Source organism: Actinoplanes sp. NPDC020271 (assembly GCF_044388125.1).
Taxonomy (GTDB): Bacteria; Actinomycetota; Actinomycetes; order Mycobacteriales; family Micromonosporaceae; genus Actinoplanes.
Genome location: NZ_JBIRWQ010000009.1, coordinates 96,756 through 116,741 on the forward strand (window position 1 = coordinate 96,756; position 19,986 = coordinate 116,741).

At 70.6% G+C, this 19,986-nt stretch carries 24 protein-coding genes and 1 riboswitch; of the genes, 12 read left to right on the forward strand and 12 right to left on the reverse strand.

Features of this window, described 5'->3' with window-relative positions:
• The first annotated feature begins 34 nt into the window (after window positions 1-34).
• Both ACH442_RS21255 and ACH442_RS21260 read left to right on the forward strand, forming a co-directional pair.
• Entirely contained in the window at window positions 35-529 is a 495-nt protein-coding gene (locus ACH442_RS21255) for a MarR family winged helix-turn-helix transcriptional regulator (RefSeq protein ID WP_396339791.1), read from the forward strand.
• Complete coding sequence (locus ACH442_RS21260) at window positions 526-1,743, forward strand: MFS transporter (RefSeq protein WP_396340027.1); 1,218 nt, start codon at window positions 526-528, stop codon at window positions 1,741-1,743. Before ACH442_RS21255 ends, ACH442_RS21260 begins: the two co-directional genes overlap by 4 nt.
• Here the strand turns inward: ACH442_RS21260 and ACH442_RS21265 are convergent.
• From ACH442_RS21265 to ACH442_RS21285, 5 genes are all read right to left on the reverse strand, one after another.
• Window positions 1,709-2,125 carry a hypothetical protein gene (locus ACH442_RS21265; protein ID WP_396339792.1) on the reverse strand — a complete coding sequence of 139 codons (417 nt, stop codon included), beginning with the start codon at window positions 2,123-2,125 and terminating at the stop codon, window positions 1,709-1,711. The genes ACH442_RS21260 and ACH442_RS21265 overlap by 35 nt on opposite strands.
• Window positions 2,122-2,979, reverse strand: a complete 858-nt coding sequence (locus ACH442_RS21270; protein ID WP_396339793.1) for a hypothetical protein — start codon at window positions 2,977-2,979, stop codon at window positions 2,122-2,124. The genes ACH442_RS21265 and ACH442_RS21270 overlap by 4 nt, the downstream gene beginning before the upstream one ends.
• Window positions 2,980-3,011: 32 nt before the next feature.
• Complete coding sequence (locus ACH442_RS21275; protein WP_396339794.1) at window positions 3,012-3,653, reverse strand: nucleotidyl transferase AbiEii/AbiGii toxin family protein; 642 nt, start codon at window positions 3,651-3,653, stop codon at window positions 3,012-3,014.
• A gap of 1 nt (window position 3,654) precedes the next feature.
• Window positions 3,655-3,999 (reverse strand): hypothetical protein, encoded by a 345-nt coding sequence (locus ACH442_RS21280; protein WP_396339795.1) that lies wholly within the window; start codon window positions 3,997-3,999, stop codon window positions 3,655-3,657.
• A gap of 206 nt (window positions 4,000-4,205) precedes the next feature.
• Window positions 4,206-4,844, reverse strand: coding sequence for a TetR/AcrR family transcriptional regulator (locus ACH442_RS21285; RefSeq protein WP_396339796.1), 639 nt, complete (start codon window positions 4,842-4,844; stop codon window positions 4,206-4,208).
• Window positions 4,845-4,888: 44 nt separating this feature from the next.
• On the opposite strand from ACH442_RS21285, the gene ACH442_RS21290 reads away from it, so the two are divergent.
• The gene (locus ACH442_RS21290) at window positions 4,889-5,233 is read left to right on the forward strand and encodes a cytoplasmic protein (RefSeq protein ID WP_396339797.1); all 345 of its coding nucleotides are present in this window, start codon (window positions 4,889-4,891) and stop codon (window positions 5,231-5,233) included.
• A gap of 73 nt (window positions 5,234-5,306) precedes the next feature.
• Here the strand turns inward: ACH442_RS21290 and ACH442_RS21295 are convergent, their stop codons facing one another.
• Window positions 5,307-5,945 carry a hypothetical protein gene (locus ACH442_RS21295; protein ID WP_396339798.1) on the reverse strand — a complete coding sequence of 213 codons (639 nt, stop codon included), beginning with the start codon at window positions 5,943-5,945 and terminating at the stop codon, window positions 5,307-5,309.
• Window positions 5,946-6,113: 168 nt separating this feature from the next.
• On the opposite strand from ACH442_RS21295, the gene ACH442_RS21300 reads away from it, so the two are divergent.
• Window positions 6,114-6,503 carry a VOC family protein gene (locus ACH442_RS21300; RefSeq protein ID WP_396339799.1) on the forward strand — a complete coding sequence of 130 codons (390 nt, stop codon included), beginning with the start codon at window positions 6,114-6,116 and terminating at the stop codon, window positions 6,501-6,503.
• On the opposite strand, the gene ACH442_RS21305 is transcribed toward ACH442_RS21300, so the two are convergent.
• Window positions 6,500-7,069, reverse strand: a complete 570-nt coding sequence (locus ACH442_RS21305) for a helix-turn-helix domain-containing protein (RefSeq protein WP_396339800.1) — start codon at window positions 7,067-7,069, stop codon at window positions 6,500-6,502. The genes ACH442_RS21300 and ACH442_RS21305 overlap by 4 nt on opposite strands.
• 47 nt (window positions 7,070-7,116) lie before the next feature.
• On the opposite strand from ACH442_RS21305, the gene ACH442_RS21310 reads away from it, so the two are divergent.
• The gene (locus ACH442_RS21310; protein ID WP_396339801.1) at window positions 7,117-8,052 is read left to right on the forward strand and encodes a class I SAM-dependent methyltransferase; all 936 of its coding nucleotides are present in this window, start codon (window positions 7,117-7,119) and stop codon (window positions 8,050-8,052) included.
• Between the two features lie 84 nt (window positions 8,053-8,136).
• On the opposite strand, the gene ACH442_RS21315 is transcribed toward ACH442_RS21310, so the two are convergent.
• The 3 genes from ACH442_RS21315 to mgrA form a co-directional block, all read right to left on the reverse strand.
• Complete coding sequence (locus ACH442_RS21315; protein ID WP_396339802.1) at window positions 8,137-8,883, reverse strand: DNA polymerase beta superfamily protein; 747 nt, start codon at window positions 8,881-8,883, stop codon at window positions 8,137-8,139.
• Window positions 8,880-9,554 (reverse strand): DNA polymerase beta superfamily protein, encoded by a 675-nt coding sequence (locus ACH442_RS21320; protein ID WP_396339803.1) that lies wholly within the window; start codon window positions 9,552-9,554, stop codon window positions 8,880-8,882. Before ACH442_RS21320 ends, ACH442_RS21315 begins: the two co-directional genes overlap by 4 nt.
• Window positions 9,555-9,683: 129 nt before the next feature.
• Window positions 9,684-10,679, reverse strand: coding sequence for an L-glyceraldehyde 3-phosphate reductase (gene mgrA / locus ACH442_RS21325; protein ID WP_396339804.1), 996 nt, complete (start codon window positions 10,677-10,679; stop codon window positions 9,684-9,686).
• Window positions 10,680-10,730: 51 nt separating this feature from the next.
• Window positions 10,731-10,836, forward strand: a riboswitch (glycine riboswitch).
• A gap of 76 nt (window positions 10,837-10,912) precedes the next feature.
• On the opposite strand from mgrA, the gene gcvP reads away from it, so the two are divergent.
• Window positions 10,913-13,723: an aminomethyl-transferring glycine dehydrogenase gene (gcvP, locus tag ACH442_RS21330; protein WP_396339805.1), complete on the forward strand. Its 2,811-nt coding sequence runs from the start codon at window positions 10,913-10,915 to the stop codon at window positions 13,721-13,723.
• A gap of 274 nt (window positions 13,724-13,997) precedes the next feature.
• On the opposite strand, the gene ACH442_RS21335 is transcribed toward gcvP, so the two are convergent.
• Complete coding sequence (locus tag ACH442_RS21335; RefSeq protein ID WP_396339806.1) at window positions 13,998-14,198, reverse strand: DUF5999 family protein; 201 nt, start codon at window positions 14,196-14,198, stop codon at window positions 13,998-14,000.
• Between the two features lie 122 nt (window positions 14,199-14,320).
• On the opposite strand from ACH442_RS21335, the gene ACH442_RS21340 reads away from it, so the two are divergent.
• The 5 genes from ACH442_RS21340 to ACH442_RS21360 all read left to right on the forward strand — a co-directional run bounded on the left by ACH442_RS21340 (window position 14,321) and on the right by ACH442_RS21360 (window position 18,550).
• A complete protein-coding gene (locus ACH442_RS21340; RefSeq protein ID WP_396340028.1) occupies window positions 14,321-15,532 on the forward strand; it encodes a chorismate-binding protein in 1,212 nt (403 codons plus the stop codon).
• A gap of 155 nt (window positions 15,533-15,687) precedes the next feature.
• Complete coding sequence (locus ACH442_RS21345; RefSeq protein ID WP_396339807.1) at window positions 15,688-16,194, forward strand: SigE family RNA polymerase sigma factor; 507 nt, start codon at window positions 15,688-15,690, stop codon at window positions 16,192-16,194.
• 209 nt (window positions 16,195-16,403) lie between these two features.
• Window positions 16,404-17,042 (forward strand): AAA family ATPase, encoded by a 639-nt coding sequence (locus tag ACH442_RS21350; protein WP_396339808.1) that lies wholly within the window; start codon window positions 16,404-16,406, stop codon window positions 17,040-17,042.
• Between the two features lie 255 nt (window positions 17,043-17,297).
• A complete protein-coding gene (locus ACH442_RS21355; RefSeq protein WP_396339809.1) occupies window positions 17,298-17,786 on the forward strand; it encodes a peptide deformylase in 489 nt (162 codons plus the stop codon).
• A complete protein-coding gene (locus ACH442_RS21360; RefSeq protein ID WP_396339810.1) occupies window positions 17,783-18,550 on the forward strand; it encodes a class I SAM-dependent methyltransferase in 768 nt (255 codons plus the stop codon). The genes ACH442_RS21355 and ACH442_RS21360 overlap by 4 nt, the downstream gene beginning before the upstream one ends.
• A gap of 132 nt (window positions 18,551-18,682) precedes the next feature.
• On the opposite strand, the gene ACH442_RS21365 is transcribed toward ACH442_RS21360, so the two are convergent.
• Complete coding sequence (locus tag ACH442_RS21365) at window positions 18,683-18,907, reverse strand: hypothetical protein (protein ID WP_396339811.1); 225 nt, start codon at window positions 18,905-18,907, stop codon at window positions 18,683-18,685.
• 608 nt (window positions 18,908-19,515) lie between these two features.
• On the opposite strand from ACH442_RS21365, the gene ACH442_RS21370 reads away from it, so the two are divergent.
• Window positions 19,516-19,845: a MerR family transcriptional regulator gene (locus tag ACH442_RS21370; protein ID WP_396340029.1), complete on the forward strand. Its 330-nt coding sequence runs from the start codon at window positions 19,516-19,518 to the stop codon at window positions 19,843-19,845.
• Window positions 19,846-19,986: the final 141 nt, after the last annotated feature.

Sequence of the window (19,986 nt, forward strand, 5' to 3'; positions counted from 1 at the left end):
ACAGTGCTTATATAAGTGCTGTTACAGTGGTCCGGTGAGTGACTTCGTCGATCCGACCGATCACGCGGTGTGGCGCCCGCTGTGGGACCTGCAGGCCGCGCTGGATGCGGAAATCGCCCAGCTCTATGCCGACGCACGGATCGAGGGACTCAAACCGGCCTGGGTCAAAGAGTTGATCAAACTGCACGTGCACGGTCCGATGACGATCGCTCAACTGGCCGCCGCGGTGGGGCGCACGCACTCCGCGCTGAGTCAGAAGGTCTCGGCGATGCGCGCCGCGGGGTGGGTGGTGACGTCGCCGGGCGCCGACGCGCGCGCGAAGAACGTCGAGCTGTCGGAGAGATCGCGGCACGTGGTGGCGAGGCTGGCGGCCGAATGGCGGGCGACCGAGGCGGTCGTTCAAGAGATCGAAGACCTCATCCCGTACGGCATGAACCGTGTCGTCCGTGACATCGAGGCCCTGCTGAGCCAGAAGAGTTTCCGCGACCGCATCGCCGAGAAGCTGGCCGGTGACCCGGCGTGGGAATGACCGCCGCCCTGATCGACATCGGTCCGCTGCGGTCGTCCCCGGTGTTCCGGCGCTACTGGATCGGCCGCACGCTCTCCGGGTTCGGCTCGCAGATGACCGCGGTCGCGGTGATGTTCCAGGTGTGGGAGCAGACCGGCAGCGCGGTCTGGACGGGTGCGGTCGGGCTCTGTCAGGCGCTGCCGGTCGTGCTGTTCGGCCTGTTCGCGGGGGCGCTCGCCGACCGGGCCGACCGCCGCCGGCTGTACCTGCTCACGAAGGCCGGCCTGGCGTTCTCGTCGGCGCTGCTGACCGTGCAGGGACTGCTCGGCGGCGCACCGGTGGCCGGGCTGCTGGCCCTGATCGTCGTCCAGTCCGCTTTCGGCGCGGTCAGCGGACCGGTCGCCCGTACGTTCCTGCCGCACCTGCTCGCCCCGGAGGAACGCGGTGCCGGGCTGGCCCTCAACCACATCTCGTTCCAGGCGTCGATGCTGGTCGGCCCGGCCCTGGGCGGCCTGGTCGTGGGGTGGCTGGGCGTCGGCGGGTGCTATCTGATCGACACGGTGACGTTCCTGGCCGCGTTCTACGGCGTCGCCGCGCTGCCGCGGCTCCCGGTGGCCGAGCGCCTCGATCCCGGCCTGCGCGCGGTCGGCGAGGGCCTGCGCTTCGTCGGGCGGAATCCGGCCGTCCGCGGTGCGCTGCTGACCGACCTCGCGGCCACCCTGCTGGCCATGCCGATGAGCCTGTTCCCGCTGATCAACGCGCTGCGATTCGACGGCGACCCGCGGACGCTCGGGCTGTTCCTGAGCGCCGTCGCGGTCGGTGGGGTGCTGGCGTCCCTGTTGTCCGGCACGTTCACCCGGTGGGGGCGGCCGGGCGCGGTGATGGTCGGGGCGTCGACCGTGTGGGGCCTCGCGCTGGCACTGTTCGGGCTGGTCACGCAACCGTGGCTCGGACTGGGCTGCCTGGTCCTGGCCGGTGCCGCCGACACCGTGGCGGTGGTGTCCCGTGCGACAGTCGTCCAGCTGCACACCCCGGACGCGCTGATGGGCCGGGTCGCGGCCGCCGAGCAGATCGTCGGACAGGCCGGGCCGGACCTCGGCAACCTGCGCGCGGGACTCGTCGCGGGGGCGTTCTCCGGGCCGGTCGCGCTGGTCAGCGGGGGAGTCCTGTGCGTGGTGGCGGTCGCCGCGATCGCCCGGACTACTCGCCCTTCAGTTTCGCTGCCGCGTCCATGACCTCGGCGCGGGGCTGACCGCACGCGTTCACCGGCACGCCCGGGTGGATCCAGCGGCCCTGCGCGTCGATCAGCGCGATCCACGGCGGCGTGACCAGCATCAGCGTGCACGGGCCGTCGGTGCGCTCCTCGTCCGGCAAGCGCAGGGCCGCGACCAGCGTGGCGATGTCGCTCGACGGCCGTCCGGCGCCGGTCGGGGAGCGGGCGCAGATCACCGCGGAGACCGGTCGGAACGTGTCGTCCAGCCGGGTCGTGCTCCGATCGTCCGTGATCACCCGGTCGCAGGACTGCCAGCGGTCGTTGACCGGTGGCGGGGCCGCCGTCCCGGTGCCACCACCACAGCCGGCCAGGGTGAGCGCGAGCAGGATCAGCGATCTCCTCATGGGGATTCGACGGGTGCGGCCGCTCCCTGGTTCCCGGAGGGCCGGGCGTATCGGACCGTCACCTCCGGCCGGGCCCGGCCCGTGAACCGCTCCCGCAGCCGTTCGGCGATCTCGGCCCGCGTGCCGATCAGCTCGACGCTGCTCAGGAACGGCAGATCGGGCAGGGGCGCCGGATCCACGTCGTATGCGTTGATCAGGCACAGCTGGAACAGGCCGGGATGCTGCGCGAACAGCGACAGGTCGGTGAGCCGGCCCGGTGGTGCCTCGAAGTCCAGCGTCAGCTCCCGCAGGTTCGTGAACGGCTCCAGGGCCGTGACGGACAGCTCGCCGCCCAGGTTGAGCCGGACCACCGGGGTCTCGCGCAACCCGGCCGGGACGACCACCTCGGCGCCACCGGTCTGCAGGTGCAGGCCCATGCCGTACCGCTGATCCTGGGTCTCGACCCGCAAGCCCTCGTGCGGGCCCTGCAGCAGCAGCGTGATCATCGTGGCGGGCAGCAGCAGGCTGGTCACTCGGGTGCAGTTGATCCAGAGCCGTACCGTCGCGGTCTGCCGCAGGTCCAGATCGCCCTCGGCGTCGAACCACTCCAGGTACTGGATCTGCGGGTGGCGGGCGACGGCCTCGGCCAGCCCGCGATCAGCACCCGACCACGACACCGTGCTCAGGTTCGGCAACCTGTCCAGCTCGGCCCAGTCGACCGGGCCCGTCGCGGGGACCACGGCACGCAGGTCCAGCGCCGTGGTCCACGGCGTCATCCGGTGCGGGCCGGCGCCGAAGTCCACCTCGACGACGGCCTCGACGTGAGCGCGGCGCAGTTCGCGTACCGAACGGAAGTTCCACGTGTTCGCGGGCACCCGGTCACGCTAGGCCGGTTTTCGGGGCGCGACTACCCCCTCGGCCAGTCGGCCAGTCGATCTCTGAGCTGGGCGATCATTTCGGCATCCAGGCCATAGAGGGTGAAGCGGACGTCGTCGAGGCGGTCCAGGTAACGCCCGGCGTCCGCGATGTCCTCCGGATCCAGGGCCGGATCAGCGGCGGACGCCAACTCCAGGATCCGGTCCAGCGGATAGCGCTCCAACGCCGCCGCGACGTCGATGTAGTCCCGCACCTCACGCCGGTTGACCAAGGCGGCGACCTTCGTGGCGACCAGGTCGTCGAGGTGCATCACCGGACCGAGATCCATCACGACCGGCGCCCGGCTGCGATCCAGCCGGCACAACGTCAGCCGCAACGCCCGATGCTCGCCGGCGACCAGGAACTCCTGGATGTCCTGGTCCATTCCGGCGAACAATTCGTCGCCCTCTTCCCGCACCACGCGATAACCGGCCGCGGTCAGCGCCGCCGTCACCTCACCGGCCGCCGCGGTCACCCCGTCGGCGCTGTCGGTGAACAGGTCGATGTCCTCGGTGGGCCGCGCGACCAGACCGTTGACCAGCCACGCCACGCCGCCGCCGAGCACGAACCCGTGTTTGTCGGCAACGGCCAGGGCGATTCTGGCGACCTCGCGATAGAAGTCGTCGACGCTCATTTCAGGCAGCGGCGAGTCGCGCCCGCAAGCGGGGATGACGGGCCTCCCAAGCGGCCCGGACACCACGCGGAAGATTCAACTCCGACCAGAGCCTGACCAGGGTCGCGCCGTCGAGATAGGCACGCAACTCGTCGACCCGGATCGATTCGCGGAGCACATTCTCATACATCCACATCAGCATCGTGCGCTGCGACAGATCGAACGCGCGCTGCGGATGCCACCAGAGCCGCAACGGCAACTCGACCAGCCCGCAGGTGGGCCCGCGCAATTCAGCAAGGGTGCCGGCCACGACCACCGGACGATGCGGCCGGGCCAGGTGGACGACGGGGGCGGCGCTCGCGGACATACGCTCAGCCTAAACCGGCATCCCCACCGAAAAGCAAGCGCCTTCATTGCCGGTTCGGTGTTCGGCCTTTGGTCACGGCCATTTTTCCCGTACGACGGTTCGCCGCTAATGCGACCCGCATTGATTGGTGTTCGGGCGCGGGCGGCCGGACGGGACTGCGCGACCACGGCCGGCTTGCTGCGCGCGGCACTGCATCGCGCCTGAGGTCACTCGTCGGTCGTGGCCTCTCGCGAGGCCCGTGCGTGATCCGACTCCCGCAGGGCGGCGTCAAGAAGGGCAAGAGCCGTTCCCCGTACGGTCGCAGCGGCCTGATCGTGGCTCTGACCGGCGATGTCGAGCAGCCAGATGAGCGCCTCGATGCCGGTCGCCGAGCGGATCGCGACGGCGAGGCCGTGCCGGTCGACGGCCGGATGGCTCACCTCCAGCGGGCGCAGCGCGTCCTCGATCCAGCCGATCGCGCGCCCGCGGCGCAGCAACGGACGGTCCTCCTCGGTCGCCGGTTGCTCCAGCGAGAGGCGCAGGGCCGAGCGGAGCTGCGGCTCGTAGCGCAGGTTGTAGTCGGTGAACGCCCGCATGAAAGTCGCCAGCCGCGCGCGGGGCTCGGCGGGAGCATCCGCCGGCAGCAGTGTGTCCGGCTGGAGCCGGGGCTGGGCGGCCAGCAGCAGGGAACGCTGATTCGGGAAGTAGCGATACGCGGTCGTCCGGGAGACGGCGCTGCGGGCGGCAGCATCCTCCACCCGTGGGGTGAGGCCCTCGGAGAGCAGCTCACGGGCGGCGTCGATCAGCGCTTGCCGGGTGCGGGACTTCTGGTTCGTCCGCCCGGTCGTCTCATATGGTATCGCCATCACCATCATGGTACCGTAATCCCACGAAGAGGCGGGAGGGTGTCATGAGCAGCAAGGATCCGGTCGTTACCGACCCCAGGCTGTACAAGGTGGTCTTCGAGAACGAACGGGTGCGAGTGCTGGAATATCGGGACGAGCCCGGCGACCGGACTCATCCGCACCGGCATCCGGACAGCGTGATGATCACGTTCAGCGCGTTCCAGCGGCGGGTCAGTGACGGTGATCGGTCGGTGGAGGTCTCGCTGCCGGCGGGCGCGGTGCGGTGGGTGGGCGCGCAGGAGCACTCCGGGCACAACGTGGGGGATACGGTGACGCACGGGTTCTTCGTCGAGCTGAAGGAGCCGGCGGGGGAGCCGGTGACCGGGGCGGTGCTCGGGCCGCAGAGCTGATCGGGCTGCGGCTGCTTCCGGCGCGGGGTGACTGCCTGCTCGTCCGGCGCAGCCTGGCCGGCGGGCGCTGCGGTCAGGCGAAGCGTTCGGTGGTGACCGGGATCAGGCCGCGGTCGCGGACGTCGGCGGTGAGTTTGCGCAGCACCGCGCCGGCGACGTCGGGGCTCTCGAGGCCGAGCAGCATGGTGACGTCGAGGCCCCAGGCGATGCCGCGGCCGACGCGACGAAGGTTCCAGGTGAAGAGGTGATTGCCGGCGCGCCCCTTCCCGGAGGGCATGCCGCCGGGGGTCGAACCGCGCCAGGTCGCGCTGAGCCGGTCGAGTTGTGCGGCCCGGGGTTCCTTGGCGAACAGGACTCGGTAGATGCGCTTCTCGGCGTAACCCTGCGGCGTCTCGTCCGAGCCGAGGCGGAGCGGGGCGGCGTTCGTGAATCGGACCCAGTCGCCGAAGCGGGAGCGCAGTTCCAGCTCGCTCGGCAGAGTGCCGCCGTCGAGGTCGCGGAGGAGCCGGGCCGCGCGGTCACGGCGGACCGGAGTGATCACGGAGAGAAGATCCTGGTCGGTACGCAGGAATCGGCCGAACGGACCGGTGCCGCGCCACCGGGCGTCGCCGGCCGACCACATGGCTCCGGCCAGGCCCACGGTCACGTGGTCCTCACCGTAAGCGAACTCCTCGACCAGAATCGCGTCCCCGGCCAGCAGGTAATAGTCCATGATTCCCCCCGACGACTACGCAGATCGATTGAACCCGCCGGGAGTCGGCGGCGCACGCCGTCGCCTCTGTCGCATTACCGACCTCTATCGGTCACCTTGCGCGCCTGATCAGGAGGAACCTGATCCCGGGGTGGGGTTGATCACATAGGCAGGGGCGACACTGGCCCGATGAGTGTCGGACGCCTGCACCATCTGATCTTCGACTGCCCGGATCCGGGTGCTTCGGCGCGCTTCTGGAAGGGCGTGCTGGGGTGGCCGATCACCTACGACGACGGGGACTTCGTCGTGGTCTCGGCGGACGACACCACGTCCGGGCTGGCATTTCAGCGGGCTCCCGATCATCGTCGGGCGACCTGGCCGGATCCGGAAGTGCCGCAGCAGGCGCACTACGACGTCATGGTCGACGACCGGGAAGCGGCGGGCCACGCGGTGGTGGCGCTCGGGGCTGTGCGGCTGCCGGGTGATCACGTGTTCGCTGACCCGGCCGGGCATCCGTTCTGCCTGATCCGCCGTCCGGGCTGGGCCCCGCCGGTCCAGAACGCGCAGCAAGCCGGCTAGGAGCGGTCGGGGCGCAGGTGGGAGCGCTCGCCCTCCTGGTCGAGGATGCAGAGGACCTCGGCCGGGCCGCCGGCCGAGCCGAAGGCGTGCGGGACCATCGTCGAGAACTCTGCGGCCTCGCCCGCGCGGACGGTGATGGTGCGCTCGGCCAGGCGGAGAATGACGGTGCCCGAGAGGACCACGAACCAGTCCCGGCCCGGATGCACCCGCAGGTCGGCCGGGACCGGGCGGTCCACCCGCAGTTTGGCGACCGTCATCCCGGCCGGGGTGCCCTCGCGGTTGAGCAGCCACGTCGTCATGCCGCGGGAATCGTCGTGGTGCGGGCGGATCACCACGTCCTCGTCGCGGCCGGACTCGACGAGCTGGTCCAGGGTGGTGTTCAACGCGCGGGCGATCGGGGCGAGCTGGTCCAGGGCGATCCGGCGGTGGCCGGTCTCGATGCGGCTCAGCGTGGACGGGGTCAGGTAGGCGCGGGCGGCCAATTCGTCGAGGGTCCAGCCGCGGGCGACCCGAAGGCCGCGGATTCGCTGCCGGACCAGAACGTCCAGATCATCGTCTTGCGTCATACGCAAGAGCATATGCCTGAGACGCAAAGAGTGGGTACGGTCGTGGCATGGCACACGAACACGGTCACCAGCAGGCCGATCAGAACACGCACGGCGACCGTGCGGGGCACGGCGAAAACGGTCAGCGCGGTCGGCACGGCGCGGGCGGCGGCCACGGACACGCCGGCGGCCATGGCGGGCCCGGGCAGCACGGTGGGCACGGGGACGGGCTGGCGCAGATGCTCGACCTGGACGCCGAGGTGCTGCAGGACTACTACCGCGAGGTGATCGGCTGGGCCGGCTCGCTCGTACCGGCGAATCCGGTGATCGTCGATCTCGGCGCCGGAACCGGGGCGGGGACGATTGCGCTGGCGCGGCATCTCCCCGGGGCCACGCTGACCGCGGTTGATCTCGATGAGGAGATGCTGACCCACCTGCGGGAGCGCGCCGCCGAAGCGGGTGCCGGTGATCGGGTCCGGGCGGTGCAGGCGGATCTTGACGGCGACTGGCCGCCGCTCGGCCCGGCCGACCTGGTGTGGGCGTCGGCGTCGATGCATCATCTGGCCGACCCGGCGCGGACGGTCGCGCAGGTCCGGGACGTGCTGCGACCCGGCGGAGTCTTCATGATCACGGAGTTGGACGCGTTCCCGCGGTTCCTCACCGACCCGGCCGGTGCCGCGGTCGAGGAACGGGCACACGCCGAGATGGCCCGGATGCGGGTCGAGGGCGGCCTGCACATGAACGAGGACTGGGCCGCGCGCCTCGAGGCGGCCGGGTTCGAGCTGGTCGGCGAACGGCGCGTCGAGGTCGAGATCGCGAGTCCGCTCCCGCCCACGGCCGTCAAGTATGCGCAGGTCGCGCTCCGGCGAAGCGCCCAGCGCCTGGCCGACCGGCTCCCGGCCGAGGACGTGAGGGCGCTCCAGGAGTACGCGGAGAGCGCCCCGGCCCGCGGCGACCTCACGGTGCGGGCCACCCGCGACATCTGGATCGGCCGCCGCCCCTGACGCCCGTCGGGCCGGCCTGGCGGGCCGGCCTGGCGGGCCCGGCGCGGTGGGTCCGGCCCGGGAGCGGGGCGATGCTCGCGCAGGTCAGCCCAGGCGGGTGCGGACGATGAGGTGGTGCAGGGCGGAGACGGCTTGTTCGGAGGGGTGGTCGGCGAGTTTCGACTCGTCCTTGGCCGTCTCCAGGTCGGCCCGCAGACGCGGGATGTCGGCCGCGAGGCGGGCGGCGACGCCGGGTGGGAACGGGCCGTGTTCGGCTGACCGTTTGGCCTCGATCAGCTCCGCGACGTAGTCGGGCGCGCCGTCGAGGACGCCCAGGTTCGTCTCCAGCTGACCGGTTCTCATCAGATGGGTTCCGGTCAGCAGGACACGCAGGGTGTAGAGGGCCGGCTTGAGTTCGCCGGTCTTCGTGTAGAGCTTCTCCTGGCTGTGGGAGAAGCCCAGATAGTGATAGGCGTGATTGCGGGTGATCAGCCCGGGCGTCAGGTCGACGAGCGCGGCGTGCAGCTCGGACGTGACGACGACCAGCGGCGACAGCACCTGCTCCAGGACGTAGCCGTTGCGGCTGGTCAGCAGCTTGGCGAACTTCAGCAGGTCGTGCGAGACGACGTCCAGTTCGACGCCGTCGCGCAGGCCGTCGCGCTGCAGCGTGTCGGGGCCGTGGCGCAGGCCGACGACCTCGGCGGCGGGCAGCACGTGCGAGGCGCGCAGGTCGAGGTCGGAGTCGACGGAGGCGAAGCCGTACAGGTGGGCGCCGCTGACGGTGCAGAAGACCAGGGGATAGGGGAGCTGCCGGGCGACGTCGGCCGCCCACTCGGGCACGGCGATGGTCACTGCAAACCCCTTTCCCGTACGTCGATCAGCAGTTCCTCGACACGGTCGCGATCCGGCCCCGCCGCCAGGCGGGTCTCGGCCGCGGCCTGATCGAGATCGGCCAGCAGCGTGGCGGCCCAGGCGGTGACCTCGTCCCACGGGACGGTTCCCTGTTTCACGGCCAGCAACTCGTCGCGCAGGTGGCGGACGTCGACCAGCACCTCGCCGGTCCGCAGCACGTGCGCGCCCGCCATCAGCAGCCGGATCATGTGCATGGCCTGCTTGTGGTTGGTCTCGCCGGTGCGGGCGCGACGGGCGGCGACGCGGTCGAGCTGGTCGCGCGCGTAGTTGCCGTACGTCTCGAAGACTCGCCGGGACAGGAACGCCTGACGCACCTCTCGCAGTCGCTCGCCCTCGGGCGTGAGGTGTTCGGTCAACGGCGACCACAGCACCTCGAGGACCGTCGGGTTGGCCTGCAGCGCGAGCGTGCAGAAGCGCTCGATCTCCCAGGAGAACTGTTCCTCCCCGGGCCCGTCGAGGTGGGTCGGTGGCTTGTCGAGCCGCCAGAAATCCCGGGTCGGGGCGGCGTAGACGCCTCGCCGGTCGTGGTCGCTGCCCGGCCCGTCGAGCCCGTAGGCACGGGAGCCGACCACGACGGCGAGGATGGTGTGCTTCTCGACCAGGTCCGTCATGATCCCACCCGCTTCGTGCCGCGACGACCACGGTGCGCGGCCCGTCCGGGAACGGTAGTCACCCGGCCCGGGGCGCGCGCGTCATTTACGAGAGCGGTGCGCACGACGTACCGAATGATCAGGTTTGGTCTAGAGGTCGAGAACCGTGGCGTCGATGTCACCGATCTCGGCCTCGGACAGGTCGAGGTTGTTGATCGCGGCGACGTTGGTCTCCAACTGCCGCACGCTCGACGCCCCGATGATCAGGCTGGTCATGCGCCGGTCGCGCAGCGCCCACGCGAGGGCGAGCTGGGCCAGCGACTGGCCGCGCCGCTTGGCGATGTCGTCGAGCGCGTGCAGGCGGCCGAGCGTCTTCTGGTCGAGGGCGCTCTCGTCGAGGAAGACGCTGGTGCGGATCCGCGAGTCGTCCGGGATGCCGTCGAGGTACCGGTCGGTGAGCAGGCCCTGCTGCAGCGGGCTGAACGCGATGCAGCCGGCGCCCGCCTCCTCCAGGGTGTCGAGCAGGTCGTCGTGCTCGATCCAGCGGTTGAGGATCGAGTAGGACGGCTGATGAATCAGCAGCGGCGTGCCGAGGTCACGAAGAATCGCGGCGGCCTTCGCGGTCTGCTCCGACTTGTAGTTGCTCAGGCCGACGTAGAGCGCCTTGCCCGACCGCACGATGTGATCGAGAGCGGACATCGTCTCCTCGAGCGGGGTGTCCGGGTCCGGCCGGTGGTGGTAGAAGACGTCCACGTAGTCGACGCCGAGCCGCTTCAGCGACTGGTCCAGGGAGCTGACCAGGTACTTCCGGGAGCCGAAGTCGCCGTAGGGGCCGTCCCACATGGTGTAGCCGGCCTTCGACGAGATGATCAGCTCGTCGCGGTGGTGCCGGAAGTCCGCCTTGAGGATGCGGCCGAAGTTGGTCTCCGCGCTGCCCGGCGGCGGGCCGTAGTTGTTGGCCAGGTCGAAGTGGGTGACCCCGAGGTCGAAGGCGCGGCGCACGATGTCGCGCTGGCGGTCGGCCGGGCGCGTGTCACCGAAGTTGTGCCAGAGACCCAGGGAGATGACGGGCAGCTTCAGGCCGCTGCGGCCGGCACGGCGGTACGTCATGGACTCGTAGCGATCAACAGCAGGGGTGTAGGTCACAGCTCCACCCTAGGAGTTCCGATCATGGTCGTCTCCACTGGTAGGTTGGTTGTCAGCTGCGCGGGAGAGACTCGTACCTTCCGAACCGGAAGTGCGGGCGCCGAAGGGGCAAATCCTCCCCGGAATCTCTACAGGCATCAGGGACCGCGCGGGCAGGCGACTCTGAAATGCCCATTTCTGGGTATGACAGAGGGGGAGGGCTTTGTCAGCCTTCTTCAGCCCGGGAGTCGCCCATGCCGTCGTCATTCACCCATCGCCACATCGGTCCGCAGGCCGACGAGCAGGCGGAGATGCTCAAGGCCGTCGGCTACGGGTCGCTCGGCGAGCTGATGGACGCCGCCGTCCCCGAGTCGATCCGGTTCCACGGCGACCTGGACCTGCCGGCCGGCGCAGGCGAGGAGGAGACGATCGCCGAGCTGCGCGCGATCGCCGGCCGCAACGTCGTGGCCACGCCGATGATCGGCCTGGGCTACTACGGGACGCACACGCCCGCGGTGATCAAGCGGAACGTGCTGGAGAACCCGGCCTGGTACACGGCCTACACGCCCTACCAGCCGGAGATCAGCCAGGGCCGCCTCGAGGCGCTGCTCAACTTCCAGACCATGGTCACCGATCTGACCGGGCTGACCACCGCCAACGCGTCGATGCTGGACGAGGCGACCGCCGTGGCCGAGGCCATGACCCTCGCGCGACGAGCTTCCCGAACCAAGTCATCGACGTACGTCGTGGACGCCGACACCTTCCCGCAGACGCTCGCCGTCCTGCGCACCCGGGCCGAACCGCTCGGTATCGAGGTGAAGCTCGTCGACCTCGACGCGGGCGAGGACCTGCCGGCGGAGTTCTTCGGGCTGCACCTGCAGTACCCGGGTGCGTCCGGCGCCGTCCGTGATCACGCCGCCCTGGTCGAGGCCGCCCACGCCAAGGGCGCCCTGGTCACGGTCGCCGCCGACCTGCTCGCCCTGACCCTGCTGCGCGCCCCGGGCGAGATCGGCGCGGACATCGCGGCCGGCACGACCCAGCGCTTCGGGGTGCCACTCGGCTTCGGCGGCCCGCACGCCGGATACCTGGCCGTGCGGGCCGGGCTGGAGCGCAGCCTGCCGGGCCGCTTGGTGGGCGTGTCCAAGGACGCGGACGGGGCTCCGGCGTACCGGCTGGCCCTGCAGACCCGCGAGCAGCACATTCGTCGCGAGAAGGCGACCAGCAACATCTGCACCGCGCAGGTCCTGCTCGCGGTGATGGCCGGCATGTACGCGGTCTACCACGGCCCGGCCGGGCTGCGCGCCATCGGGAAGCGCGTCCACGACCACGCGCTGACCGTCGCCGGCAGCCTGACCGCCGCCGGCGTCGAGGTCGCGCACACCGCGTTCTTCGACACGGTCACCGCGATCGTTCCCGGTCGCGCCGCGGCGATCGTCGCGGCCGCCGCCGAGCACGGCGTCGACCTGCGGCTCGTCGACGCCGACCGGGTGTCGATCTCCACCGACGAGACCACCACCGGCGCACACGTCGCGACGGTGCTGGAGGCGTTCGGCGCGTCCGTCGCCGAGCCGGCCGTCTGCGGTGCGAAGCCCCTGGCCCGGACCAGCGACTACCTGCACCACCCGGTCTTCAACACCCACCACTCCGAGACCAGCATGCTGCGCTACCTGCGCAAGCTCTCGGACCGGGACTACGCGCTGGACCGCGGCATGATCCCGCTCGGCTCCTGCACGATGAAGCTGAACGCCACCACCGAGATGGAGGCGGTCACCTGGCCCCAGTTCGCCGACATCCACCCCTTCGCGCCCTCGCACCAGACCCGGGGGTACGAGGACCTGGTCGCCCAGCTCGAGGGCTGGCTGGCCGAGATCACCGGCTACGACGCGGTCAGCGTCCAGCCGAACGCCGGCTCCCAGGGCGAACTCGCCGGTCTCCTGGCGATCCGCGGTTACCACCGTTCACGCGGCGAGTCGCACCGTGACGTCTGCCTGATCCCGTCGTCGGCCCACGGCACGAACGCGGCCAGCGCCGTGATGGCCGGCATGCGGGTCGTCGTGGTGGCCTGCGACGAGAACGGCAACGTCGACATCGCCGACCTGGACGCCAAGATCGAGAAGCACGCCGCCTCGCTGGCCGCGATCATGGTGACCTACCCGTCGACCCACGGCGTGTACGAGACCTCGATCGCCGACCTGTGCGCCAAGGTCCACGAGGCCGGCGGCCAGGTGTACGTCGACGGCGCGAACCTCAACGCGCTGGTCGGCTACGCCAAGCCGGGCAAGTTCGGTGCCGACGTCTCGCACCTGAACCTGCACAAGACGTTCTGCATCCCGCACGGCGGCGGCGGTCCCGGCGTCGGCCCGGTCGCGGTCCGCGCCCACCTGGCCGCCTTCCTGCCGGGCAACCCGCTCGAGCCCGGCGACCACCACGCCGTCTCGGCGGCCGCGCACGGGTCGGCCGGCATCCTGCCGATCTCCTGGGCGTACGTGCGGATGATGGGCCCGGACGGCCTGGCCCAGGCCACCGCGACCGCGGTGCTGGCCGCGAACTACGTGGCAGCGCGGCTGCGCGAGCACTACCCGGTGCTCTACGCCGGGGAGAACGGCCTGGTGGCGCACGAGTGCATCCTCGACCTGCGCCCGATCACCAAGGCCACCGGCGTCAGCGTCGACGACGTCGCGAAGCGGCTCATCGACTACGGCTTCCACGCGCCGACGATGTCGTTCCCGGTCGCCGGCACGCTCATGGTCGAGCCGACCGAGAGCGAGGACCTGGCCGAGCTGGACCGGTTCTGCGACGCCATGATCTCGATCAAGGCGGAGATCGACCAGGTGGCCGCGGGGGTGTGGCCGGCGGGCGACAACCCGCTCGCCAACGCGCCGCACACGGCGTCGGCGGTCACGGCGGACGAATGGGACCACCCGTACCCGCGCTCGGTCGCCGGATTCCCGAAGGGCGTTGACCGGACCGCGAAGTACTGGCCGCCGGTCCGCCGGATCGACGGGGCCTACGGCGACCGCAACCTGGTCTGCTCGTGCCCCTCGCCCGAGGCCTTCGAGAGCTGACCTCCGGGATTGCGTGCGCAGGTCGCGGTCATCCCGATCGCGGCCTGCGCCGTCTTCCGCCGGTTGCCCGTCGGACGGACAAGCCGGCTCTCAGCCGATTGCCTGTCAGGCGAACCGGCCTTCGTCCGGCTGGCCCCTCGGGCAAGCCGGCAGGTGTCCGGTTGCCGCATCGGGCATACCGGCAGGGTGGGTCCGGCCGGGCCACCTCATCGGGGCCGGCCGAGGGCTCCGAAACTTCCGCCAAACAGGGCGTCCGTATCGTTACCCTCAGTGATTATGCGGCGAGGGCGTGGCGTGCCGGACCACGGTGCGGCTCAATGGTCGTACCGTCCGGCAGGAGCTCACCGGTGTCCTCGAAGACGATGACACCGTTGCAGAGCAGGCTCCATCCCTGCTCGCAGAAGGTCGCCACGGTGCGGGCGGCCTCCCGGTCGATAGCGTCGGCTGGAGGGCATTCGTTCAGGTGCTGGCACATCGCGGGTTTTCTCCGGTAGGGGGCTGTGTGAAGGTTCACAAAGTCGGGCTCGAACGTTACCTCACATCGAACGACAACGGTTCAACGGAGTGACGGTGTCCGGCTCTCGTTCCACGGTTCCGATGGTCCACGCGCAGGGGTCCGTCGGCCACTCTCCGGCACCTCCTCCCGGGGCCCCGCCGGCGTCTCCGACCGCCTGCCGTGCCCGTCACCATGCGTTACGTTCGTTCTCGTGGCACCGGGGTGATCCCGGTGACCCTGCCGAGCTTCTGGCCGGATTCCTGGCCGACAACGGACTGCCGGTGCGCAACCTCGGCCGTTCGGATGACAAATACGGGACGATCGGCCATGGCACTATTTGCGGAGCGTCGCTCTACGTATCGGCGGACGCCGGATCCGTGATGAACCACGCCACTCCCGGCGGCCCCAGCCCGGTTCCTGCGATCCCGGACGTGTACGCCGTCGTCTGGATACACACCACCGCCGCCATGCCCGGTTCAACGCCGGACTGGGAGCTCGGGTCGTGGGCCGCGAGCTGGACGCCGGACGAGCACGCGCGCGCAGTTCAGAGCGTGCGGGACGCGATCGGGCGCGGCGACGTCTACCAGGTGAACGTGGTCGGGCACGCCTCCGCGCCGTACGTCGGAAACCCGACAGCGGCCCTCGCGCGCGTCGCCGGACTGCCGGGTGCCCGGTACGGCGGGATCCTCGCCGGTGACGGCTGGGCGATGGCGACGGCCTCACCGGAGACCCTCGTCGAGGTGCGGGACGGGCGGGTCATCACCCGGCCGATCAAGGGGACCCGGCCCGCCACCGCCGACGGGCGCCGGGAACTCCTGGCCTCGGCCAAGGAACGGGCCGAGCACGTGATGATCGTCGACCTGGAACGCAACGACCTCGCGCGACTCCCGGGAACCGGGCCGGTGCGGGTGGAGGAGCTTTTCGCCGTACGCCGATGGTGCGATCTCTGGCAAGCGGAGTCAGTGGTCTCCGCCGAGATCTCCTCCGACGTCGGACTCGCGGACCTGCTGCGAGCCGTCTGCCCGGGCGGAAGTGTCACCGGCGCCCCGAAACTCGCCGCGCTCGCGCACATCGCCGCCCTCGAGCCGGTCGGCCGCGGGGTCAGCATGGGCGCGCTCGGCTGGATCGGGCCCGACCACCTCGACCTGGGCCTGAGCATCCGCACGGTGGCCGTCGACGGCGAACGCGTGCACGCCTGGGCCGGAGGTGGCATCACCGCCGACAGCGACCCCGCGGCCGAGGTCGCCGAGGCCGCCGCGAAGGCCGGGCCACTGCGAGCCGCCCTCGCGAGTGCGGTCTCAGCTCGCACATAGTCGCTTCCCAGCGTTCTCTACCTATTGCGTGCCACTCTCATCGTCCGCCCCCGAGATCGGGGGATGAGCGCGTACCTTGACGCACGCGTTTCCCGGACACGGTCCACAGTGACATCTCCGCCACCGTGGCCTGAAGAGAAGGCGACACCCAGGTCATGCTCATATCCCCGCCGGTCACGGAAGAGTTCGCGCGATTCGCGCAGACCATCCGGCAGCGGCTGCACAGCAGTGCGTACCAGCTCTGCCGTGACTGGCACCTCGCTCAGGACCTGACCCAGGCCACCCTGACCAAGCTGTATCTGAGCTGGGACCGGGCCCTGGACACCGAGAACCTTCCGGCGTACGCCCAGAAAGTCCTCTTCCGGACGTATGTCGACTATCGCCGGCGTCGCAGCTCCACCGAGTCGACGACCGGTGAGCTGCGTGAAGCCGAATACTCGATGGACCTGGACCTGCGGATCACCATGATGGGCGCCCTGCGCCGGCTGCCCGACCGGGACCGGGCCATCGTCGTGCTGCGCTACTTCGCCGACCACAGCGTCGAACAGGTCGCCGCCGAACTCGACGTGCCGATCACCGTCGTCAAGAGCCAGACACGACGATCGCTGATCAAGCTGAAACACATGCTGCTGCGCGACCGGTCACTGCTGCTTGCGGCGTGACGGTATTCTTTCGCGCTGAAGGGGAGTAGTCCTTCGCCGGTCGTTCGACATCCTGGAGCCCACCCGCTCCCGGCGCCCGGGCCTCGGTCTCGTGCCGAGGTGGACCAGACCTTCGGCCCTGCAGGTGACGTGAGTCGCCGCGGACAGGGGCCGGGGTCTCGGATGTCATCGGGGTTCGGCCTCCTGCCACGGCGGGAGAGGAAACGACCATGGCAGCCGTGGATCTGCGCGGACACCGAGTCCCCGAGCTCAACTACGCCCCCGGGGCGGTGCTGATCGTGGCGGGAGTACCCGGTGCCGGAAAGACCACGCTGCTCAAACGGCTCTTCCCGCGGCCCGGGGTGCGGCTGCTCGACTCCGAGCAGGCGCGGCTCGAACTCGACCCGTATCTCGGGGCGATGCCGTACAAGTACTGGCGGCCGATCGTGCACGCGGCCCACTTCGTGCGGTTGTTCCGCGCGCTGCGAGGATCGGAATCGGTCGTGGTGCACGAATCCGGGACCCGTGACTGGGCCACGAGGCTGATCGTGGCGGCGGCGCGGCGGGCGGAACGGCGTACCCACCTGTTGCTTCTCGACGTGACAGCCGAAGATGCCCGGGCCGGGCAGGTCGCCCGTCGGCGGAAGGTCCGGCGGTCGTCGTTCGCCACGCACGTGCGGCGGTGGCAGCGGCTGATGGGGCACGTGGCGGACCCTGCCCATCGGCTGCACCGGGACGTGGCGACGATCACGATCATCGACCGGCCGGGGGCGGCTGCGCTGACCGCGATCCGCTTCGACGGTCTCGCCGTCGTCAACGCCGTCGTCCCCGCCGCTGTCCCGGTCGCCGTGCCCCAGCGGGTCGCCTGACTGCTCGCCGTGCCCCAGCGGGTCGCCTGACTGCTCGCCGTGCCCCAGCGGGTCGCCTGACCGCTCGCCGGGCCCCAGCGGGTCGCCTGACCGCTCGCCGTGCCCGGCCGGCCCTCAGTGCCGTGTCGCGTCCCGGTTCACGACCCGCCGCCCCGGCCGGGCGATTTCTGCCGGGTCGCGGGGCTGTTTCCCGGTGGTCAGCGCCGGTCGCTTGCCCCCGGCCGGCGGCGGTAACGGGTGGATAGGATTTCAGGCATGACAGTTCGGCCGATTCGGCTCTACGGTGACCCGGTCCTGCGCACGCCCGCCGACGCGGTCACCGACTTCGACGCCGGCCTCCGCGAGATAGTCCATGACCTGGAGGAGACCGTTCGGGAGCCGGGCCGCGCCGGTGTCGCCGGTCCGCAGATCGGGGTCAGCCTGCGGGTGTTCTCCTACAACGTCGACGGGCAGGTCGGCCACATGGTCAACCCGGTCCTGTCGAACTTCGAGGGCGAGCAGGAGGACGAGGAGGGCTGCCTGTCCCTGCCCGGCCTCGGCTACTCGACGAAGCGGGCGATGTCGGTCACCGCGCGCGGATTCGACGTCAACGGTGAGCCGTTGGTCATTCAGGGCACCGGGTTCCTGGCCCGGGCATTGCAGCACGAGACCGACCATCTCGACGGCCGCCTCTACATCGACACGCTCGTGGGGGACGTGCGGCGGCAGGCCCTTCGCGAACTGCGGCGCGTCGTCCCGCGATGACCGTCCCTTCCTCTGACCCCGGTCCCTCCGCGGCGGCCGGGCACGGCGGCAGCTCGGGACGGGGCGGCGACGCGCGGCGCCCGACGGCGGAGTCGCCGGCCGCCGCGCTTCCCGGCGGTTCGGGCGGGACCGGCGACGCGCGGCGATTGGCGGCGGAGTCGCTGGCGGCCGGGGACGCGACAGGCTGGTTCGAGCGGCTCTACGCCGAGGCGCGGGACGGGCGTGCCACCGTCCCGTGGGACGTCCCGGACGCCAGTGTGAACCTCCGTGAGTTCGAGCTGCCGCCCGGTGACGGCCGGCCCGCGCTGGTCGTCGGCTGCGGCAACGGCCGGGACGCCGAACACCTCGCCGCCCTCGGCTATGCCGTGACCGCTTTCGACATCTCGGCGACCGCGGTCGCCCTGGCTCGGGAGCGTCATCCCGGTTCGTCCGTCGACTACCGGGTCGCCGACCTGCTCGACCCGCCGCCGCAGTGGCAGCGGGCGTTCGGCCTGGTGCTGGAGAGCAACAACGTCCAGGCGCTGCCCACCGCACTCCGCGCCCGTGCCATCGCCGGCGTCGGCGAGTTCGTTGCGCCGGGTGGAACACTGCTGGTCCTCGCGGCTGCGGCGACCGACACGCCGGGGGAGGGGCCGCCGTGGCCGCTGAGCCGTGCGGAGATCGACGCGTTCGCTGGCCCGGGGCTGCGGCAGGTGTCGGTCGAGGAACTGCCGGGCCGGGGTTCCCGTCTGCTGGTCCGCTGGCGGGCGGTGTTCCGCCGCTGACGCCATCGCCGGTCGTGGCCGCTTTGCGTCAAGGCCGCTGACGCCATCGCCGGTCGTGGCCGCTGACGCCAAGGCCGCTGAGGCCGCCGTGGTCGTTGCTGTCATGGGCGGCGCCGACGCTGATGCCGTTGCCTAGGCGCGACGGCTCGGCGGCAGCTGGACCGCGCGGTTCTCGATCTCGGCCGCGGTCGCGGTGACCTGGTTCGCCAGGCCGTGCAGCCGCCGCCGGGTCGCCTGGTCCGGGATGGCCTGAGCGCTGCGATGAATGATCCCCTCGGCCTGCTCCAGCCGCTCCGCGGTGTCGTGCATCGCCGCCGCCGTCCGCTTGTGGCTGCTCCGATCGTCGTTGATGGTCATCTTCCCCGGGTACCCCACAGAGGCGAGTAATCACAACGTCACCGAGCATGCGCGCCGCGGCCCAGAAAACCTCGGCCGAAGAACCTAGACTTGTTGACGAGGATCGGTTAGGGTTCTTGTTGTTGACGACAGAGATCTGTGATCGCGCAGATGAATGAGGTCGAGCTACAGCAGAGCCGGGCCACATGGCCAAGGCTCGCTCGGCCTCCCGCGCCAGCAGGTGGGGCCGAGGCAGTGTCAGGGCTCCGCCTGAGCAGTACCTCGCCCTGGCGAGCGCGGGCCCCGAATTCGCGTGAGGGCCCGGCGCGGGCGAGCGGCAATGTGGAAGCAGAGGAAAGGGAGGACACGAACACCGTTGGATCGCCCGCCACCAGGCGCGTTTTCGGCCCTGGAGCGGACACCGCAGTTACCTTCAACGAGAGGTGGTCTCCGGTCACGCTTATGCGATCCTCGCACCGCGGCTCGTCCTTGACGGCCGGTGTGGATACGACAACCCGACGATCCTGTCGGTAGATGGTGTTTTCAGTCCTGTAAACCCTGGGCCCCGGTGCTTTGTGCGCCGGGGCCCTCGTCATGGAGGTTCTCGATAATTGGTTCCACCCGACGACATGTTCGGTGACGACGACTACCCCGCCTACACGATGGGCCGCGCCGCGGAGATCGTCGGCGCCTCGCAGGACTTCCTGCGCCGGCTCGACGAGGAGAAACTGATCATCCCGTTCCGGTCGGCCGGCGGTCACCGCCGCTACTCCCGGCACCAGTTGCGCCTGGCCGCGCGGGCCCGGGAGATGGTCGACCAAGGCACGTCCCTGGAAGCGGCCTGCCGGATCCTCACCCTCGAGGACCAGCTCGAAGCGGCTCTCGCGGAGAACCGGCGACTGCATCTCGACAACCCTGACGGGAGCAGCGAGCCCGGCACGGCGGCCGGCGACAACTGACCCGACCTCTACAGCCGGTGTGACGGCCGGCCCGGCATCCCCGCGGTCCTCTCCGTTCCGGAAAGGGCCGCTCGTCGTTTCTGCAGTACCAGGCCGGACCGTGCGATGGTCACTTTCTCAGAGGCGCAGGGCGGGGCCGGA

What these genes read in the sequence shown, in the direction of transcription:
- ACH442_RS21280 (WP_396339795.1), bottom strand. Translation starts at nt 3,999, where the DNA reads ATGTCCGCGAGCGCCGCCCCCGTCGTCCACCTGGCCCGGCCGCATCGT.
- ACH442_RS21335 (WP_396339806.1), bottom strand. Translation starts at nt 14,198, where the DNA reads ATGTGCCAGCACCTGAACGAATGCCCTCCAGCCGACGCTATCGACCGG.
- ACH442_RS21295 (WP_396339798.1), bottom strand. Translation starts at nt 5,945, where the DNA reads ATGGACTATTACCTGCTGGCCGGGGACGCGATTCTGGTCGAGGAGTTC.
- ACH442_RS21275 (WP_396339794.1), bottom strand. Translation starts at nt 3,653, where the DNA reads ATGAGCGTCGACGACTTCTATCGCGAGGTCGCCAGAATCGCCCTGGCC.
- ACH442_RS21260 (WP_396340027.1), top strand. Translation starts at nt 526, where the DNA reads ATGACCGCCGCCCTGATCGACATCGGTCCGCTGCGGTCGTCCCCGGTG.
- ACH442_RS21300 (WP_396339799.1), top strand. Translation starts at nt 6,114, where the DNA reads ATGAGTGTCGGACGCCTGCACCATCTGATCTTCGACTGCCCGGATCCG.
- ACH442_RS21290 (WP_396339797.1), top strand. Translation starts at nt 4,889, where the DNA reads ATGAGCAGCAAGGATCCGGTCGTTACCGACCCCAGGCTGTACAAGGTG.
- ACH442_RS21305 (WP_396339800.1), bottom strand. Translation starts at nt 7,069, where the DNA reads ATGACGCAAGACGATGATCTGGACGTTCTGGTCCGGCAGCGAATCCGC.
- ACH442_RS21365 (WP_396339811.1), bottom strand. Translation starts at nt 18,907, where the DNA reads ATGACCATCAACGACGATCGGAGCAGCCACAAGCGGACGGCGGCGGCG.
- ACH442_RS21320 (WP_396339803.1), bottom strand. Translation starts at nt 9,554, where the DNA reads ATGACGGACCTGGTCGAGAAGCACACCATCCTCGCCGTCGTGGTCGGC.
- ACH442_RS21340 (WP_396340028.1), top strand. Translation starts at nt 14,321, where the DNA reads ATGGTCCACGCGCAGGGGTCCGTCGGCCACTCTCCGGCACCTCCTCCC.
- ACH442_RS21345 (WP_396339807.1), top strand. Translation starts at nt 15,688, where the DNA reads ATGCTCATATCCCCGCCGGTCACGGAAGAGTTCGCGCGATTCGCGCAG.
- ACH442_RS21360 (WP_396339810.1), top strand. Translation starts at nt 17,783, where the DNA reads ATGACCGTCCCTTCCTCTGACCCCGGTCCCTCCGCGGCGGCCGGGCAC.
- gcvP (WP_396339805.1), top strand. Translation starts at nt 10,913, where the DNA reads ATGCCGTCGTCATTCACCCATCGCCACATCGGTCCGCAGGCCGACGAG.
- ACH442_RS21285 (WP_396339796.1), bottom strand. Translation starts at nt 4,844, where the DNA reads ATGGCGATACCATATGAGACGACCGGGCGGACGAACCAGAAGTCCCGC.
- ACH442_RS21370 (WP_396340029.1), top strand. Translation starts at nt 19,516, where the DNA reads ATGTTCGGTGACGACGACTACCCCGCCTACACGATGGGCCGCGCCGCG.
- ACH442_RS21310 (WP_396339801.1), top strand. Translation starts at nt 7,117, where the DNA reads ATGGCACACGAACACGGTCACCAGCAGGCCGATCAGAACACGCACGGC.
- ACH442_RS21350 (WP_396339808.1), top strand. Translation starts at nt 16,404, where the DNA reads ATGGCAGCCGTGGATCTGCGCGGACACCGAGTCCCCGAGCTCAACTAC.
- ACH442_RS21355 (WP_396339809.1), top strand. Translation starts at nt 17,298, where the DNA reads ATGACAGTTCGGCCGATTCGGCTCTACGGTGACCCGGTCCTGCGCACG.
- ACH442_RS21265 (WP_396339792.1), bottom strand. Translation starts at nt 2,125, where the DNA reads ATGAGGAGATCGCTGATCCTGCTCGCGCTCACCCTGGCCGGCTGTGGT.